General features: G+C 68.5%; 18 protein-coding genes and 3 tRNA genes. 18 read left to right on the forward strand and 3 right to left on the reverse strand.

All coding sequences use genetic code 11. The features are described 5' to 3' along the window. Window positions 1-32: 32 nt before the first annotated feature. The 8 genes from AB0M63_RS01215 to AB0M63_RS01250 all read left to right on the forward strand — a co-directional run bounded on the left by AB0M63_RS01215 (window position 33) and on the right by AB0M63_RS01250 (window position 5900). A tRNA-Thr gene (locus tag AB0M63_RS01215) sits at window positions 33-105 on the forward strand. Window positions 106-151: 46 nt separating this feature from the next. Further along, a tRNA-Met gene (locus tag AB0M63_RS01220) sits at window positions 152-224 on the forward strand. 88 nt (window positions 225-312) lie between these two features. Continuing rightward, a complete protein-coding gene (rpmG, locus tag AB0M63_RS01225) occupies window positions 313-477 on the forward strand; it encodes a 50S ribosomal protein L33 (protein WP_003948671.1) in 165 nt (54 codons plus the stop codon). Window positions 478-573: 96 nt separating this feature from the next. Further along, complete coding sequence (locus AB0M63_RS01230; RefSeq protein WP_366017976.1) at window positions 574-1026, forward strand: MaoC family dehydratase N-terminal domain-containing protein; 453 nt, start codon at window positions 574-576, stop codon at window positions 1024-1026. A 1-nt stretch (window position 1027) separates the two neighbouring features. Then, window positions 1028-1456 carry a MaoC family dehydratase gene (locus AB0M63_RS01235; protein WP_366017977.1) on the forward strand — a complete coding sequence of 143 codons (429 nt, stop codon included), beginning with the start codon at window positions 1028-1030 and terminating at the stop codon, window positions 1454-1456. 353 nt (window positions 1457-1809) lie between these two features. After that, entirely contained in the window at window positions 1810-2382 is a 573-nt protein-coding gene (locus AB0M63_RS01240; RefSeq protein ID WP_355905022.1) for a helix-turn-helix domain-containing protein, read from the forward strand. A gap of 101 nt (window positions 2383-2483) precedes the next feature. Next, complete coding sequence (locus AB0M63_RS01245) at window positions 2484-3965, forward strand: MFS transporter (protein ID WP_366017979.1); 1482 nt, start codon at window positions 2484-2486, stop codon at window positions 3963-3965. A gap of 813 nt (window positions 3966-4778) precedes the next feature. Further along, complete coding sequence (locus AB0M63_RS01250; RefSeq protein ID WP_366018511.1) at window positions 4779-5900, forward strand: UDP-N-acetylmuramate dehydrogenase; 1122 nt, start codon at window positions 4779-4781, stop codon at window positions 5898-5900. A 27-nt stretch (window positions 5901-5927) separates the two neighbouring features. Here the strand turns inward: AB0M63_RS01250 and AB0M63_RS01255 are convergent, their stop codons facing one another. Then, a complete protein-coding gene (locus AB0M63_RS01255; protein ID WP_355905028.1) occupies window positions 5928-6560 on the reverse strand; it encodes an NAD(P)H-binding protein in 633 nt (210 codons plus the stop codon). A gap of 123 nt (window positions 6561-6683) precedes the next feature. Between AB0M63_RS01255 and AB0M63_RS01260 the strand changes: the two genes are divergently transcribed. Next, window positions 6684-7322: a helix-turn-helix domain-containing protein gene (locus tag AB0M63_RS01260; protein ID WP_355905031.1), complete on the forward strand. Its 639-nt coding sequence runs from the start codon at window positions 6684-6686 to the stop codon at window positions 7320-7322. Between the two features lie 30 nt (window positions 7323-7352). Continuing rightward, window positions 7353-8006, forward strand: coding sequence for a hypothetical protein (locus tag AB0M63_RS01265; RefSeq protein WP_366017980.1), 654 nt, complete (start codon window positions 7353-7355; stop codon window positions 8004-8006). Here AB0M63_RS01265 and AB0M63_RS01270 read toward each other — a convergent pair. Then, window positions 7987-9027 (reverse strand): adenosine deaminase, encoded by a 1041-nt coding sequence (locus tag AB0M63_RS01270; RefSeq protein WP_366017981.1) that lies wholly within the window; start codon window positions 9025-9027, stop codon window positions 7987-7989. The two genes, AB0M63_RS01265 and AB0M63_RS01270, sit on opposite strands and share 20 nt — an antisense overlap. Before the next feature lie 142 nt (window positions 9028-9169). Beyond that, on the reverse strand, window positions 9170-10396 hold the full coding sequence (locus AB0M63_RS01275) for a pyridoxal phosphate-dependent aminotransferase (RefSeq protein ID WP_355905040.1): 1227 nt from the start codon (window positions 10394-10396) through the stop codon (window positions 9170-9172). A gap of 259 nt (window positions 10397-10655) precedes the next feature. On the opposite strand from AB0M63_RS01275, the gene AB0M63_RS01280 reads away from it, so the two are divergent. The 8 genes from AB0M63_RS01280 to rplL all read left to right on the forward strand — a co-directional run bounded on the left by AB0M63_RS01280 (window position 10656) and on the right by rplL (window position 15857). Next, a tRNA-Trp gene (locus tag AB0M63_RS01280) sits at window positions 10656-10728 on the forward strand. Window positions 10729-10841: 113 nt separating this feature from the next. Further along, a complete protein-coding gene (gene secE / locus AB0M63_RS01285) occupies window positions 10842-11129 on the forward strand; it encodes a preprotein translocase subunit SecE (RefSeq protein ID WP_355905043.1) in 288 nt (95 codons plus the stop codon). 78 nt (window positions 11130-11207) lie between these two features. After that, window positions 11208-12065 carry a transcription termination/antitermination protein NusG gene (nusG, locus tag AB0M63_RS01290; protein WP_355905046.1) on the forward strand — a complete coding sequence of 286 codons (858 nt, stop codon included), beginning with the start codon at window positions 11208-11210 and terminating at the stop codon, window positions 12063-12065. A gap of 144 nt (window positions 12066-12209) precedes the next feature. Then, on the forward strand, window positions 12210-12644 hold the full coding sequence (rplK, locus tag AB0M63_RS01295) for a 50S ribosomal protein L11 (protein ID WP_030359033.1): 435 nt from the start codon (window positions 12210-12212) through the stop codon (window positions 12642-12644). A 79-nt stretch (window positions 12645-12723) separates the two neighbouring features. Further along, window positions 12724-13449: a 50S ribosomal protein L1 gene (rplA, locus tag AB0M63_RS01300; RefSeq protein ID WP_355905049.1), complete on the forward strand. Its 726-nt coding sequence runs from the start codon at window positions 12724-12726 to the stop codon at window positions 13447-13449. A gap of 158 nt (window positions 13450-13607) precedes the next feature. Then, a complete protein-coding gene (locus tag AB0M63_RS01305; RefSeq protein ID WP_366017982.1) occupies window positions 13608-14549 on the forward strand; it encodes a hypothetical protein in 942 nt (313 codons plus the stop codon). 283 nt (window positions 14550-14832) lie between these two features. Next, on the forward strand, window positions 14833-15363 hold the full coding sequence (gene rplJ / locus AB0M63_RS01310) for a 50S ribosomal protein L10 (protein WP_355905055.1): 531 nt from the start codon (window positions 14833-14835) through the stop codon (window positions 15361-15363). A gap of 110 nt (window positions 15364-15473) precedes the next feature. Continuing rightward, window positions 15474-15857: a 50S ribosomal protein L7/L12 gene (gene rplL / locus AB0M63_RS01315; protein WP_366017983.1), complete on the forward strand. Its 384-nt coding sequence runs from the start codon at window positions 15474-15476 to the stop codon at window positions 15855-15857. Window positions 15858-16239: the final 382 nt, after the last annotated feature.

The raw sequence follows: 16239 nt of genomic DNA on the forward strand, positions 1-16239 counted from the left end.
CGGCGACCGAGCGTGTAATGTCTTCATCGCTCGCCCCAATAGCTCAGTCGGTAGAGCGTCTCCATGGTAAGGAGAAGGTCTACGGTTCGATTCCGTATTGGGGCTCTGGTGTGAGAAGTTCCCGCCGCGAGGTGGGAACGGATCGCATCACAGCGGTGTAGCTCAGTCGGTAGAGCAAGCGGCTCATAATCGCTGTGTCACCGGTTCAAGTCCGGTCACCGCTACTGACAGTAGCCGATTGCGGGGTCGGTCCTTCGATCGGTTACTCTTCTATGCGTTAATCGTCCCATCCGTTCGTCAAGGAGCACTCCTGTGGCTGCCACCGACGTCCGCCCGAAGATCACGCTGGCCTGCGTGGAGTGCAAGGAGCGGAACTACATCACCAAGAAGAACCGGCGTAACAACCCGGACCGACTGGAGATGAAGAAGCACTGCCCGCGTTGCAACGCGCACACCGCGCACCGCGAAACGCGATAAATCAGGCTCGTACACGAGGCCGCCCCCGCACGTTGGGGGCGGCCTCGTGTCGTTTGGTCAGCAGAGACATGCGGAAACATCAGGAGGTGCCGAGTCATGGCGCTCGACCAGTCCTTCGTGGGGCGGTCCTACCCGCCCACCGACCCCTATGAGGTGGGCCGGGAGAAGATCCGTGAGTTCGCGGAGGCGGTGGGGGACGCCAACCCGGCGTACACGGACCCGGAGGCCGCCAAGGCGCTCGGCCACCCCGATGTGATCGCCCCGCCCACCTTCGTCTTCTCCATCACGTTCAAGGCGGCCGGCCAGGTCGTCCAGGACCCGCAGCTCGGCCTCGACTACAGCCGGGTCGTGCACGGCGACCAGAAGTTCGTCTACGTCCGCCCCGTGCGCGCCGGCGACCGCCTCACGGTCACCTCCACGATCGAGGCGATCAAGTCCATGGCGGGCAACGACATTCTGGACATCCGAGGCGAGGTCCACGACGAGGCGGGCGAGCACGTGGTGACCGCCTGGACCAAGCTCGTGGCCCGTGCGGCGGAGGAGAGCTGACATGACCGCGAAGATCGCCTACGACGACATCGAGGTCGGCACCGAGTTGCCGGCCCAGACCTTCTCCGTGACCCGTGCCGGCCTCGTCCAGTACGCGGGCGCCTCCGGGGACTTCAACCCGATCCACTGGAACGAGAAGTTCGCCAAGGAGGTCGGACTCCCGGACGTCATCGCGCACGGCATGTTCACCATGGCCGAGGCGATCCGCGTGGTCACCGACTGGGCAGGCGACCCGGGCGCGGTCGTCGAGTACGGCGTCCGTTTCACCAAGCCCGTCGTCGTCCCGAATGACGACCAGGGCGCGACCGTCGAGGTCAGCGCCAAGGTGGCGGCCAAGCTCGACGACAACACGGTTCGCGTGGACCTGGTGGCGATGAGCGCGGGCCAGAAGGTGCTGGGGATGTCACGCGCGGTCGTACGACTGGCGTGAACGGTGGGGCACCGGTCTCCAGGGGTGAGCCGAGGTAAGGGGCGCCGGCATTGCGGGTGCCCCTTACGCGCGAGCCCGCGCGTGCGGCTCACTGAGTCCTGGCTCCGACTCCCCGGACCCACACCCGACAGTGAGCTCGTCGAACACCGGAGTCGGCCCGCCTGGACGTCGTGCCGGACGTAGAACGTCGCGACTCCCGGGAACCCCAGTTCGCGGACCCGGGACCGGAGGGCCTCGGGCCCAGGCTCCAGGTGTTGGTGGCCGACTCCGTGGCCCGGTCGGCCGGGTTCGGTGTCAGGGACTTGCCCGACCACCCCTTGACTTGGTTAGTGATTGAGCACTAACTTAGCCGCATGGTCAGGATGAGCGCAGAGGAGAGGCGCGAGAGCGTCGTCCGCGCGGCGATCGCCGAGTTCGCGCAGCGGGGGTACTACGGGACCTCCACGGAGGCGATCGCCAAGCGGGTCGGTGTCTCGCAGCCGTATCTCTTCCGGCTCTTCCCCGGCAAGAAGGCGATGTTCGCGGCGGCCGCGCTCAGGTGTGTCGACGACGTGTGCCAGGTCATGGAGAAGTCGTCCAAGGGGCTGGAGGGCGAAGAGGCCCTGCACGCCATGGCCAACGGTTATGTGCAGCTCATCACGGAGCACCCCGAGAAGCTCCAGATGCAGATGCAGACGTACATCACGGTGGCCGCCGCCGAGGCGGAGGGTGACCACGAGTTCGGCGAGGCCGTGCGCAGGGGCTGGATGAAGCTCTGGGATGTCGTGCATGTGCCGCTGGGGGCGGACGTGGACGAGACCACGACCTTCCTGGCGTACGGAATGCTGATCAACACCCTTGCAGCGATGGGTTTTCCGCCTCAGCACCGGGTCTGGGAGGGGCTGTACCCGTCGGCCCGGGTCACCGGGCGGCTGGAGAAGTCGTAGCGGGCAGCGGCTATGGAAGGGCGGATTCCGGGCCTTTTCATGAGCGCCAAAGTTAGTCATCAATAACTAATCACCAGTAGCGATCACCCACTGGGGGAGCGATGTCAGAAAAGACCGCACCGCGCGGGGGCATGATCTGGGCCCTCGTCATCACCAGCGTCGCCGGATTCATGGCGGCCCTCGACAACCTCGTCGTCACCACCGCCCTGCCGTCCATCCGCAAGGACCTCGGGGGAGCGCTGGGTGACCTGGAGTGGACCGTGAGTGCCTACACGCTCACCTTCGCCGTCCTGCTGATGTTCGGCGCGGCGCTCGGCGACCGGTTCGGCCGCCGCCGGCTCTTCCTCATCGGCATCACCATCTTCTCCGGCGCCTCCGCCGCCGCGGCCATGGCGACCGGGATCGAGTCCCTGATCGCGGCCCGCGCGGTGCAGGGTGTCGGCGCGGCGATCATGATGCCGCTGACACTGACCCTGCTGACGGCGGCCGTTCCCGCGGCCAAGCGCGGGATGGCGTTCGGCATCTGGGGCGCCGTGAACGGACTCGCCGTGGCCTCCGGACCGCTCATCGGCGGCAGCCTCACCGAACACGTGTCCTGGCACTGGATCTTCTGGCTGAACGTCCCGCTCGGCCTCGCGCTGCTCCCGCTCGCCCGCCTGCGCCTCTCCGAGTCACACGGCACCGGCGCTCCGCTCGACTTCCCCGGCACGCTGCTCGCCAGCGGCGGTCTCTTCGGCATCGTCTACGGCCTGGTCCGCGGGCCCGCCGACGGGTGGACCAGCTCGCTCGTCCTCACCGGACTGTTCGCGGGAAGCGCGCTGTTGGTCGGCTTCATCGTCTACAGCGTCAACGCCAAGAACCCCATGCTCCCGATGCGGCTGTTCCGCTCCCGCGCCTTCTCCGGGATCAATGCCGCGAGCCTGTTGATGTTCCTCGGGATGTTCGGGTCGATCTTCCTGCTCAGCCAGTACATGCAGGGCGTCCTCGGCTACTCGCCCACCGAGGCGGGCCTCAGGATGCTGCCCTGGACCGGTATGCCGATGCTCGTCGCGCCGATCGCCGGCATCCTGTCCGACCGCATAGGCGGCCGCCCGGTCGTCGCCGCGGGCCTCTTCCTCCAGGCGGCCGGTCTCGGCTACATGTCCTACGTCGTCACCACCGACGCGTCCTACGGCGTCCAGCTGCCGGGCCTGATCCTCAGCGGCATCGGCATGGCCCTGTTCTTCGCGCCGGCCTCCAACCTGGTGATGTCCAGCGTCCGTCCGCAGGAGCAGGGCATCGCCTCCGGCGCCAACAACGCGCTCCGCGAGGTGGGCGGCGCGCTCGGCATCGCCGTCATGGCGTCCATCTTCTCGTCCCAGGGCGGCTACCAGACCGCACAGACCTTCGTCGACGGCCTGAAGCCCGCGCTCGTCACCGGCGCGGCGGTGGTCGCCCTCGCCGGAGTCGCGACCCTGCTGATCCCGACTAGGCGGCGTGCGGCGCAGCTTGAGGCGATGTCCGCGGATTCTGAGTCGGCGGGGCGGGTGGAGTCGGCTGGGGGGCCTGGGTCCGCGTCGGTGCTGGAGTCCGCCGGACGGTGAGCTGAACATCCGGCACGCGTGTGTGGGGTCCCGCCAATGTTGGCGGGGCCTCACGCGTGTGTGCGGGTTCGCTGGCGAGGGTTTCTACGGGGGTGCGCTCGGTTCTGTTCCGAACGTTGAGGTGATGGGGGGGCTGGGCTGTGGTGGATGCGGGATGTCGGACAGGGGGCGTGCTTCGTGCTGGGTGGAGTCGGACGTCCGACCTGTGGCCTGGACCGCACGCGCTCTTGGCGGTGTCCGTTCCCGCACGCGTGCGTGCTGGGAGGGCTGCCGGTGTCAGGCGCGTCCCGCGCCGCGCGCGCCGCCTGCGTGGCGCCCGCTCGGCAGCGGCTCCGTGCCGGACGCATGCCGCAGGCGCACCGAACGGGCAGCCACATGTCGCGAGCCGCGGGTGGGCGGTGGATGTCGTGTCTGTGCCGTGAGCGTGCTCAGCGTGTTCTCGCGGCGGGACGCCCGTGCCGCCCCGCACATGCCATGCGGCCTGTGTCCGTCGTGGGTTGATGGTGTCGGGTAGCGGGCCGGCCGCCGACATCGTGCCCGTGCCATGAGCGCGCCCCGCGCCCTGCTGGAGCCCGCGCGCCTGTCGTCCGCGTTGCCGGTCCCACAACCACGTCCGTGCCCTGCACATCCCGTCGGCGCAGCACGTCTCTCGCGACGGGACGTCCGAGTCGCACCGACCCCACGGGCACCCGTCCTGGTCATGTGGTCCACAGTGCCGGCCGCACGCCCCATCGGCGCCGCATGCCGCGCGGGACCCACACCCCCACCCCGCACCCATTACCCGCCCCACCTCCCGTCCCCCACCCAACCGAAATCCACCCCCCACCCCACCGACCCCCGGCATTGTCAGTCCCGTCTCGTACTCTTGGCCCCGTGCTGGAACTCCATGACGCTCCCCTCGCCCCGCTGACCACCTTCCGGTTGGGTGGGCCCGCGGCTCGGTTGATTACCGCTGGTACCGATGCCGAGGTGATCGACGCCGTCCGGGAGGCCGATGACGCCGGGACGCCGTTGTTGCTGATCGGGGGTGGGTCGAACCTGGTCATCGGGGACAAGGGGTTCGAGGGGACCGCCCTGCGTATCGCCACGCGCGGGTTCGTGCTCGACGGCACACGGCTGGAGTTGGCGGCCGGTGAGGTGTGGACCGACGCGGTCGCCCGCACCGTGGAGGCCGGACTCGCCGGGATCGAGTGCCTCGCCGGGATCCCCGGATCGGCGGGCGCGACCCCGATCCAGAACGTGGGGGCGTACGGCCAGGAGGTCTCCGCCACCATCACGGACGTCACCGCGTACGACCGCCGTAGCCGCGAGACGGTCACCCTCACCAATGAGGAGTGCGCCTTCTCTTACCGGCACAGCCGCTTCAAGGCCGACCCCGAGCGCTATGTCGTGCTGCGCGTCCGCTTCGAACTGGAGGACGCCGACGGGCTGTCGGCGCCGGTCAAGTACGCCGAGACGGCCCGTGTCCTCGGTGTCGAGCCCGGTGACCGGGTGCCGCTCGCGCGGGCCCGTGAGACCGTCCTCGCGCTGCGTGCCGGCAAGGGCATGGTGCTGGATCCCGAGGACCACGACACCTGGTCGGCCGGTTCCTTCTTCACCAACCCGATCCTCACCGACGCTCAGTTCACCGCGTTCCACGCGCGCGTGCGGGAGCGTCTCGGGGAGGGAGTGGAGCCGCCCGCGTACCCGGCGGGGGAGGGCCACACCAAGACCTCCGCCGCCTGGCTGATCGACAAGGCGGGCTTCACCAAGGGGTACGGCAGCGGGCCCGCCCGTATCTCCACCAAGCACACCCTCGCCCTCACCAACCGCGGCGAGGCGACCACGGCGGACCTGCTCGCCCTGGCACGCGAAGTGGTCGCCGGTGTACAGGAAACCTTCGGCGTCACCCTCGTCAACGAACCCGTGACGGTCGGCGTCAGTCTCGACGGCTGAGCGCCGGCTGCTGCGGCCGGACAGGCCCTAGTAGGCCACCCCCACCCCCTGCTTCACCGTCCCCGCATCGTCGATCATCGCCAGCATCGCGTGGGCCACATCGGCGCGGGCGATGAAACGGCCCTTGTTCGGGAAGCCGCCCACGACCGTGCGGTAGGTGCCGGTCAGCGGCTTGTCGAGCAGGCGCGGTGGGCGGACCGAGGTCCAGTCGGTCGTGCTGCGGGCCAGTTCCGCCTCCATCTCGCGCAGGTCGGCGTACACGTCCTTCAGGAGCGCCGAGATCAACCCGCGCGCGGTGCGGTCGAGGCGCCCGGCGCCCTTCGGCTCCGGGCCGACCGGGCCGGCGCTCACCACCAGCACCCGGCGTACGCCTTCCGCTTCCGTGGCGGCCAGCACCGTACGCGTGAGCCGGGTCGCGACCCCCGCGTCCTTGCGGCTGCGGGGGCCGAGCCCGGACAGGACCGCGTCCCGGCCCGTGACCGCGGGGCGCAGCGCCCCCGGGTCGGTGAGGTCCGCGCGGAACACCTCCAGACGCTCGCCTCCCATGGCCAGCCGCCCCGGATCCCGGACGACCGCCGTGACCTCGTGGCCCGAGGCCAGGGCCTGGCGGACGATTTCCTGACCGATGCCTCCGGTGGCACCGAAAACGGTGAGCTTCATGGCGCACTCCTGCCCCTCGACGAGGTGGGTGAGTATTCACTCACCCTTGTCTCCCTCTAGAGTGGGTAAGTACTCACCCACCCGTCAAGCCCGAACGGACAGGTCATGGAATCCTTGGGCCCCATGCAGCAGAAACCGGCCGCGGAGCCCGCCGCGCAGAAGCCCGCCCGGGTCCGTGTCCTCGACGCCGCCCACGAGTTGATGCTCACCGTCGGTCTGGCCCGGGCGACCACCAAGGAGATCGCGAAGGCGGCCGGCTGCTCCGAAGCCGCGCTCTACAAGTACTTCGCCAGCAAGGAGGAGCTGTTCATCAGCGTCCTCGCGGAACGGCTGCCCCGGCTCACCCCGCTGCTGCGCAGCCTCGCCGCCGAGCCCGGCCGGCACTCCCTGGAGGACAACCTCACCGAGATCGCCCGCCAGGCGGCCCTCTTCTATGAGCAGAGCTTCCCGATCGCGGCCTCCCTGTACGCCGAGACCCAGCTCAAGCGGCGCAACGACGAGGCGCTGCGACAGCTCGGCTCCGGCCCCCACAAGCCGATCGAGGGCCTGGACGCCTATCTGCGCGCCGAACAGGCCGCCGGCCGCGTCCGCCCCGACGCCGACACCTTCGCGGCCGCCTCCCTCCTCCTGGGCGCCTGCGCACAACGCGCGTTCGCCTACGAGGCGACGGAGACCGGCGTACGCCCGCCCGTGGACGAGTTCGCGACCCGGCTGGCCCGGACCCTGCTGGGCGGAATCTCCGTTGCCGAGGACTCCGCCTGACCGCGACCCTTCTCGTATGAGGCACACCAGATGGAGCTGAGACTGACTCGGTTCAGACCCAGGACCGGCCCCCACGAACACCGTGTCGTCCAGCCCAGGCAACCCCTGCGCCACACCTCACTGCGCGACCCGGCGTCGTACGGAATGCTCATGGGCGACCACGACGGGCTGAGCCGGCTGGCCGGGCTCTTCTCGTTCGCCGCCCACTCCCGGCACACCATCGTGCACATCCCACTGCGGGACTGTGTGCCGCCCGACGAGGGGTGCGGGGACCTGGTCGATCTGGTGCTGGCGCACCCGGAGGCGGGGTTGCGGCCCTCCAAATGGCCCGAGCTGCGCCGGGCGCTCGGGCGCGGCACGCCGCTCACCGTGCACACGGACGAGGCGCGTACCGAGCGGCACGCGCGCGCGTGGCTGGAGCGGCCGTACGCCCGCGGGCGGTTGCGGCACGCCACGCACGCGCGGACGTACTTCCTGATCGGCGGCCGTGACGTTCTCGCCGCCGCCGCGACGTCCTTCGCCTACGCGGCCGGCTGGGGACCGCGGCAGAAGCGGGTCGTCAAGGGGCAGTCGGCGTTCATGACCTGTCTGCACGGCGAACTGGCCCCCCATGAAGAGGCCGAGATCCTGATCTCCTTCAAGCCGTATCCGCCGTACGCGCACTTCAGGCGACCGGGGCGCTGAGCCAGTCGTCGATGCCCGACAGGAGCTTCGCCTTCATGTCCTCCGGGGCCGCCGAGGCACGCACCGACTGCCGGGCCAGTTCGGCCAGTTCGCGGTCCGAGAAGGCGTGGTACTGGCGGGCGATCTCGTACTGGGCCGCCAGCCGGGAGCCGAAGAGGAGCGGGTCGTCGGCGCCGAGCGCCAGGGGGACGCCCGCTTCGAAGAGGGTCCGTAGCGGCACGTCCTCGTGCTTCTCGTAGACACCCAGTGCCACGTTCGACGCGGGGCACACCTCGCAGGTGATGCCCCGGTCGGCGAGCCGCTTCAGCAGTCGCGGGTCCTCCGCCGCGCGCACGCCGTGGCCGATCCGGGTCGCGTGCAGGTCGTCCAGGCAGTCCCGCACCGAGGCCGGGCCCGCCAGTTCGCCGCCGTGCGGCGCCGACAGCAGGCCGCCCTCCTGGGCGATCGCGAAGGCCCGGTCGAAGTCCCGTGCCATACCCCGGCGTTCGTCGTTCGAGAGGCCGAAACCGACCACACCCTTGTCCGCGTACCGCACGGCCAGCCGGGCCAGCGTGCGGGCGTCCAGCGGGTGTTTCATCCGGTTCGCGGCCACCAGCACCCGCATCCCGAGCCCGGTCTCGCGGGAGGTCCTCTCCACCGCGTCCAGGATGACCTCAAGCGCCGGGATCAGCCCGCCCAGACGCGGCGCGTACGACGTCGGGTCCACCTGGATCTCCAGCCAGCCCGAGCCGTCCCTGACGTCCTCCTCGGCGGCCTCGCGCACCAGCCGCTGGATGTCCTCGGGCTCCCGCAGGCACGACCGCGCCGCGTCGTACAGCCGCTGGAAACGGAACCAGCCCCGCTCGTCCGTCGCCCGCAGCCTCGGCGGCTCCCCGCTGGTCAGCGCCTCGGTCAGGGCGTCGGGCAGACGCACGCCGTACTTGTCGGCCAGCTCCAGCACGGTGGTGGGCCGCATCGACCCGGTGAAGTGCAGGTGCAGATGGGCTTTCGGCAGTTCAGAGACATCACGTACACGCTCCATCTGGGAATCCTGCCGTACGTTCCGGTCGTCCCGGTACCGCTTTCCCCGATCGTGGTCCCGCTCGCACAAACAACTCGCACAAACTCGCACAGACAAAGGAGGGCGGCAGGTGGGTCCACCTGCCGCCCTCCCTCCGGAAACCTCAGTCCTGGGCCTCCGCCAGCAGCTTCTGGATCCGGCTGACACCCTCGACGAGATCCTCGTCACCCAGGGCGTACGACAGCCGCAGATACCCGGGGGTGCCGAAGGCCTCGCCGGGAACGACCGCGACCTCGGCCTCCTCCAGGATCAGCGCGGCCAGCTCGACCGTGTCCTGCGGGCGCTTGCCGCGGATCTCCTTGCCGAGCAGGGCCTTGACCGACGGGTAGGCGTAGAAGGCGCCTTCCGGCACCGGGCAGAGCACGCCGTCGATCTCGTTGAGCATCCGCACGATCGTCTTGCGACGGCGGTCGAAGGCCTCGCGCATCTCCGCTACGGCCGTCAGGTCACCGGAGACGGCGGCCAGCGCGGCGACCTGGGCGACGTTCGAGACGTTCGAGGTGGCGTGCGACTGGAGGTTGGTCGCGGCCTTGACGACGTCCTTCGGGCCGATGATCCAGCCCACCCGCCAGCCGGTCATGGCGTACGTCTTGGCGACGCCGTTGACCACGATGCACTTGTCGCGCAGCTCCGGAAGGATCGCCGGCAGCGAGGTGAACTTCGCGTCGCCGTAGACGAGGTGCTCGTAGATCTCGTCCGTCATGACCCACAGGCCGTGCTCGACGGCCCAGCGGCCGATCGCCTCGGCCTCGGCCTCGCTGTAGACGGCGCCGGTCGGGTTGGACGGCGAGACGAAGAGGACGACCTTCGTGTTCTCGGTGCGGGCCGCCTCCAGCTGCTCCACCGTGACGCGGTAGCCGGTCGTCTCGTCGGCGACGACGTCCACCGGGACGCCGCCCGCGAGCCGGATCGACTCCGGGTACGTCGTCCAGTACGGCGCCGGGACGATGACCTCGTCGCCCGGGTCGAGGATCGCGGCGAAGGCCTCGTAGATGGCCTGCTTGCCGCCGTTGGTGACCAGGATCTGCGAGGCGTCCACCTCGTAGCCCGAGTCGCGCAGCGTCTTCGCGGCGATCGCGGCCTTCAGCTCCGGCAGACCGCCGGCCGGGGTGTAGCGGTGGTACTTCGGGTTCGAGCAGGCCTCGATCGCGGCCTGGACGACGTAGTCCGGAGTCGGGAAGTCCGGTTCACCCGCGCCGAAGCCGATCACCGGACGTCCGGCGGCCTTGAGGGCCTTGGCCTTGGCGTCCACGGCGAGGGTGGCGGACTCGGAGATCGCGCCGACTCGGGCGGAGACCCGGCGCTCGGTGGGAGGGGTTGAGGCGCTCATGGACCCATCGTTTCAGACCGGAAACCCGCCCGGCACACCGGTTTCACAGACTGAACAGGATCGGGAAGGGATTGAACAACCGTCCGGATTCCCGCCCCGGCCTGGGCGATCTTCCTCCGGCAATCCCCGTACAGGCCCTTTCTGTTCGACGACCGGCTCCGGAGCACGTACACTCCTACCTCGTTGGCCTTCAGCAGCCGCGCCCTACTTGGTGCACACCGAGCACCCGGGTGGATGCGGTACGTTGGGGAAGTCACATAGGGTCGTAGCTCAATTGGTAGAGCACCGGTCTCCAAAACCGGCGGTTGGGGGTTCAAGTCCCTCCGGCCCTGCTACACACACCTTCACCAGGATGTGTGCGCAGCGCATGTACGTACAGCAATGCACCGCCGTGCGGCTCAGACCGGGCGCGGCACGGCCACGACCCGGGAACAGGTGAGGATGAATGGCGGACGCCGTGGGCTCCATCGACATGCCTGATGCCCAGGACGAGGTGTCGGAGTCCAAGAAGAAGGCCCGTAAAGGCGGCAAGCGCGCCAAGAAGGGCCCGCTGAAGCGGCTTGCGCTCTTCTACCGCCAGATCGTCGCGGAACTCCGCAAGGTCGTCTGGCCCACGCGCAACCAGCTCACGACGTACACGACGGTCGTCATCGTCTTCGTCGTCATCATGATCGGTCTGGTGACCGTGATTGACTATGGACTCAATCACGCCGCGAAGTACGTCTTCGGCTGAGGCCGGAAGCGAAGGGCGCCCTGACCGGCGCCCCTTTCGCGTGTTCCACCCCCATGTATCCAGGAAGAAGCAGCCACCGTGTCTGACCCGAACCTGAACGAGGCCGTCGAGCCGGACGAGTCCGTGGAAGACGAACTCGACATCGTCGAGGGCGCGGACGAGGAGCTGGACGAGGTCGAGGCTGCGGACGCCGACGCGGGCGAGCCCGCCGAGGAAGTCGCCGTGCACGTCGAGGACGAGGGCACGGAAGAGACCGAGGACCTCGACGACGAGGTCACGCCCGAGGACGACGAGGAAGAGGCCGAACCGGCCGAGCCCGTCGACCCCGTGGTCGCCCTGCGCGAGGAACTGCGTCTCCTTCCCGGCGAGTGGTACGTCATCCACACGTACGCCGGTTACGAGAACCGCGTGAAGACCAACCTGGAGCAGCGCGCCGTCTCGCTGAACGTCGAGGACTACATCTTCCAGGCCGAGGTGCCGCAGGAAGAGGTCGTCCAGATCAAGAACGGCGACCGCAAGACCATCAAGCAGAACAAGCTCCCGGGCTACGTCCTGGTCCGTATGGACCTGACGAACGAGTCCTGGGGCGTCGTCCGCAACACCCCCGGCGTCACCGGCTTCGTGGGCAACGCCTACGACCCCTACCCGCTGACCCTGGACGAGATCGTCAAGATGCTCGCCCCGGAGGCCGAGGAGAAGGCCGCCCGCGAGGCCGCCGAGGCCGAGGGCAAGCCGGTTCCGCAGCGCAAGGTCGAGGTCCAGGTGCTGGACTTCGAGGTCGGCGACTCGGTCACCGTCACCGACGGCCCGTTCGCGACGCTGCAGGCGACCATCAACGAGATCAACGCCGACTCGAAGAAGGTCAAGGGCCTCGTCGAGATCTTCGGCCGCGAGACGCCGGTCGAGCTGTCCTTCGACCAGATCCAGAAGAACTAGCTCACCCCGTAGCTTCCGTCCAGGTCAGGTCGGCTCTTGGAGCTGGCCTGACCTGCTCGGTTTCGTGCCTCACCACGGTGTCGCTTATCGTGGTGCGGTTGCCCTTGGGCAACTGGAAACCAGAAAGCAGGAAGAGGACCCGGAATGCCTCCCAAGAAGAAGAAGGTCACGGGGCTTATCAAGCTCCAGATCCAGGCCGGCGCCGCGAACCCGGCTCCGCCGGTCGGCCCCGCGCTGGGTCAGCACGGCGTCAACATCATGGAGTTCTGCAAGGCCTACAACGCGGCCACCGAGTCGCAGCGTGGCTGGGTGATCCCGGTGGAGATCACGGTCTACGAAGACCGCTCCTTCACCTTCATCACCAAGACTCCGCCGGCCGCGAAGATGATCCTCAAGGCCGCGGGTGTCGAGAAGGGCTCCGGCGAGCCGCACAAGACCAAGGTCGCCAAGATCACCCAGGCGCAGGTCCGCGAGATCGCCACGACCAAGATGCCCGACCTCAACGCCAACGACCTGGACGCCGCGTCGAAGATCATCGCCGGCACCGCCCGTTCCATGGGCATCACGGTCGAGGGCTGACCTCCACCCCCGTAGCAGTGATTGTGGTGGGACCTGCTCGGTCCGTACCACGACTCCTCAGAACACATCAGGAGCAGTAGTGAGCAAGCGCAGCAAGTCTCTCCGCGCTGCGGACGCCAAGATCGACCGGGAGAAGCTCTACGCCCCGCTCGAAGCCGTGCGTCTCGCCAAGGAGACCTCCACGACCAAGTTCGACGGCACCGTCGAGGTCGCCTTCCGCCTGGGTGTCGACCCGCGCAAGGCCGACCAGATGGTCCGTGGCACCGTGAACCTCCCGCACGGCACCGGTAAGACCGCCCGGGTCCTGGTCTTCGCGACCGGTGACCGTGCCGAGGCCGCGACCGCCGCGGGCGCCGACATCGTCGGCTCCGACGAGCTGATCGACGAGGTGGCGAAGGGCCGTCTGGACTTCGACGCCGTCGTCGCCACCCCGGACCTCATGGGCAAGGTCGGCCGCCTCGGCCGTGTGCTCGGTCCCCGTGGTCTCATGCCGAACCCCAAGACCGGCACCGTGACCCCGGACGTCGTCAAGGCTGTCAACGAGATCAAGGGTGGCAAGATCGAGTTCCGCGTCGACAAGCACTCGAACCTGCACTTCATCATCGGCAAGGCGTCCTTCGACGACACCAAGCTGGTGGAGAACTACGGCGCGGCCCTGGACGAGATCCTCCGTCTGAAGCCGTCCGCCGCCAAGGGTCGCTACATCAAGAAGGCCGCGATCAGCACCACGATCGGCCCCGGCATTCCGCTCGACCCGAACCGCACCCGCAACCTCCTCGTCGAGGAGGACCCGGCCTCCGTCTGAGCCCCGCGCTCACCCCGGTAGCCGCGTCGCGTACGCGTCAGAATTGGGCGAGCCCCGCAACCTTCGAGGTGCGGGGCTCGTCCTCTTTTCGTACGGGGTGTCAGTGCCCTGCGCTAGCGTTTTGGGCAGGCACAGCAATCGCATAGGGGTGGGGACGAATGAAGAGCACGACCGTGCGCCGGGTGGGTCTCTCGATCGCGGCGGCGACCGCGCTGACCGGAGTGGCCGCCTGCGGCTCCTCGGGCTCCTCCGGGGGCTCGGGCAAGGACGGCGGGGCCGCCGGCAAGGGCACGACGCGGGTGAGCCCCATAGCGGCCCTGCGCAGCGCCGAGCAGTCCACCGACAAGGCCGATTCCGCCAAGGTCGAGTCCTCCACCGTCATGGGCTCCCTGATGTCCATGGACGCCAAGGGCAACCTCGGCTGGGGCGACGGCATCACCGGCACCCTCACGATGACGTACACCGGCGGCACACTCGCCGACACGATGCGCGCGGCCGGCAGCACCTCGATGGAGGCCCGCTATCTGCCCGACGCCTACTACGCGAAGATGGGCGAGAAGTTCGCCGAGCAGGCGGGCGGCAAGCACTGGATCAAGTACGCGTACGACGACCTGGCCAAGCTCGGCGGCAGCTCCGGCGCGTACCTCAAGGACCAGATGCAGAACTCCACGCCGAACCAGTCGGTGAAGCTCCTGCTCGCCTCCGGGGACGTCGAGAAGGTCGGCACGGAGTCGGTGCGTGGCCAGCAGACCACCCACTACTCGGGCACGGTGAACGTCGCCGACCTCGCCGCCAAGAACTCCAACCTCACCGCGGCCCAGCTCGCCGGCCTCAAGAAGCAGCTCACCGCGGCCGGTGTCTCCACGGAGCAGGTCGACATCTGGGTCAACGCCCAGGACCTGCTGGTCAAGAAGGTCGAGAAGGGCGAGATGTCCTCGGGTCAGTACACCCAGACCGCCTACTACAGCGACTACGGCGCGAAGGTCACAGCCACCGTGCCCCCGGCGGGCGACACCGAGGACTTCACGGACCTGCTGAAGAAGCAGGGCATGACCCCGGGCAGCGGCGACACGGCGACCGGATCCGGTACGAGTTCCTGAGCCGTACGGGCGGATTTGCTTGCGGGTGAGCCGTTCACGTACTCTGCTCCAGAAGCCAAAGACCGCTGGTCGTTGCCGTGTGCTCGTGAGAGGGCGCGGTGACCGAAGGATCCGCTGAACAGTGGACGACCCGCGCAGGTGAACTGGATGTTCTCCCGGAAACCACATGCATTGCTTATGTGATTACCGGTCGAGTTACGCCCCGTGCGCCTGCGCCGGGGCGTTCTTTTTGTCCCAGCCCCTTCTGAGCGGTCCTCATCACCCGGAAGGAGGCCGACGCTCTATGGCAAGGCCCGACAAGGCTGCCGCGGTAGCCGAGCTCGCGGACCAGTTCCGCGACTCGAACGCCGCCGTGCTGACCGAGTACCGGGGTCTCACCGTGGCGCAGCTCAAGACGCTGCGTCGTTCGCTCGGTGAGAACGCCCAGTACGCCGTGGTGAAGAACACGCTGACCAAGATTGCGGCCAACGAGGCCGGCATCTCTACGCTCGACGACCTGTTCAACGGTCCGACGGCGGTCGCCTTCATCACCGGTGACCCGGTGGAGTCGGCGAAGGGTCTTCGTGACTTCGCCAAGGACAACCCGAACCTCGTCATCAAGGGCGGTGTCCTTGACGGCAAGGCGCTGTCCGCCGACGAGATCAAGAAGCTCGCGGACCTCGAGTCCCGCGAGGTTCTGCTCGCCAAGCTGGCGGGTGCCTTCAAGGGCAAGCAGACCCAGACTGCTCAGCTCCTCAAGGCGCTTCCCTCGAAGTTCGTCCGCACCGCGGAGGCGCTTCGTGCCAAGCAGGCCGAGCAGGGCGGTGCCGAGTAATTCGGCTCGCGCATTGACCGCCGCCCCGGCAGCGGTCGCAGCGGGCCGTAAGTACGCCCGCCTCACATGTACATCCGGCACCAGCCGAAATTAGTGGAAGGATCGCCCCCATGGCGACGAAGCTGTCCCAGGAAGAGCTGCTTGAGCAGTTCGAGTCCCTCACCCTCATCGAGCTCTCCGAGTTCGTGAAGGCGTTCGAGGAGAAGTTCGACGTCACCGCGGCCGCCGCGGTTGCCGCTGCCCCCGTCGGCCCGGCCGCCGCCGCCGAGGCCGTCGAGGAGCAGGACGAGTTCGACGTCATCCTCACGGGTGCCGGCGAGAAGAAGATCCAGGTCATCAAGGTCGTGCGTGAGCTGACCTCCCTGGGTCTGAAGGAGGCCAAGGACCTCGTGGACGGCGCTCCGAAGCCGGTCCTCGAGAAGGTCGCCAAGGACGCCGCCGAGAAGGCCGCCGAGTCCCTCAAGGGCGCCGGCGCCTCCGTCGAGGTCAAGTAACACCTTCGAGGCCCCCTCAAGGGCCTCTGCGCGCCGACACGGCCCGAGAGGGCTGTAACGCGACCGCACCGAAGAGCGATCATCCATCCGGGTGGTCGCTCTTCGGCGTATCCGAGGGTCGGCGCGCGACTGCCTTGCGGGCAGGGGTGCTCGGAGTATGGTGATCTTCGTCGTGCCTTCGAGGACCCCTGGTGGCAGGCCGCAAACGTGACGATGGCAGCACCCGGTTTGGGCAAGACAGGCCTTGACGAACCGCACGCAGCGCGCAATTCTCAGGACGCGTCGTCACAACGATCCGGATCCGAGGCATGGATCGGCGACGAAGAGGGCAGTATCAACGTGCATTGAGGGCGTGGGCTTGCGCAGGTGTCGAGAACAACGA

It is taken from the genome of Streptomyces sp. NPDC051576, from assembly GCF_040681835.1.
In the GTDB taxonomy this organism is placed as follows: Bacteria; Actinomycetota; Actinomycetes; order Streptomycetales; family Streptomycetaceae; genus Streptomyces.

Excerpts from the sequence above, each read along its gene's own strand:
- rplJ (WP_355905055.1), top strand. The coding sequence starts at position 14,833 with ATGGCAAGGCCCGACAAGGCTGCCGCGGTAGCCGAGCTCGCGGACCAG.
- rplL (WP_366017983.1), top strand. The coding sequence starts at position 15,474 with ATGGCGACGAAGCTGTCCCAGGAAGAGCTGCTTGAGCAGTTCGAGTCC.
- AB0M63_RS01270 (WP_366017981.1), bottom strand. The coding sequence starts at position 9,027 with ATGGAGCGTGTACGTGATGTCTCTGAACTGCCGAAAGCCCATCTGCAC.
- AB0M63_RS01245 (WP_366017979.1), top strand. The coding sequence starts at position 2,484 with ATGTCAGAAAAGACCGCACCGCGCGGGGGCATGATCTGGGCCCTCGTC.
- AB0M63_RS01305 (WP_366017982.1), top strand. The coding sequence starts at position 13,608 with ATGAAGAGCACGACCGTGCGCCGGGTGGGTCTCTCGATCGCGGCGGCG.
- rplK (WP_030359033.1), top strand. The coding sequence starts at position 12,210 with ATGCCTCCCAAGAAGAAGAAGGTCACGGGGCTTATCAAGCTCCAGATC.
- AB0M63_RS01265 (WP_366017980.1), top strand. The coding sequence starts at position 7,353 with ATGGAGCTGAGACTGACTCGGTTCAGACCCAGGACCGGCCCCCACGAA.
- AB0M63_RS01275 (WP_355905040.1), bottom strand. The coding sequence starts at position 10,396 with ATGAGCGCCTCAACCCCTCCCACCGAGCGCCGGGTCTCCGCCCGAGTC.
- AB0M63_RS01230 (WP_366017976.1), top strand. The coding sequence starts at position 574 with ATGGCGCTCGACCAGTCCTTCGTGGGGCGGTCCTACCCGCCCACCGAC.
- AB0M63_RS01235 (WP_366017977.1), top strand. The coding sequence starts at position 1,028 with ATGACCGCGAAGATCGCCTACGACGACATCGAGGTCGGCACCGAGTTG.
- AB0M63_RS01240 (WP_355905022.1), top strand. The coding sequence starts at position 1,810 with ATGGTCAGGATGAGCGCAGAGGAGAGGCGCGAGAGCGTCGTCCGCGCG.
- AB0M63_RS01260 (WP_355905031.1), top strand. The coding sequence starts at position 6,684 with ATGCAGCAGAAACCGGCCGCGGAGCCCGCCGCGCAGAAGCCCGCCCGG.
- secE (WP_355905043.1), top strand. The coding sequence starts at position 10,842 with ATGGCGGACGCCGTGGGCTCCATCGACATGCCTGATGCCCAGGACGAG.
- AB0M63_RS01255 (WP_355905028.1), bottom strand. The coding sequence starts at position 6,560 with ATGAAGCTCACCGTTTTCGGTGCCACCGGAGGCATCGGTCAGGAAATC.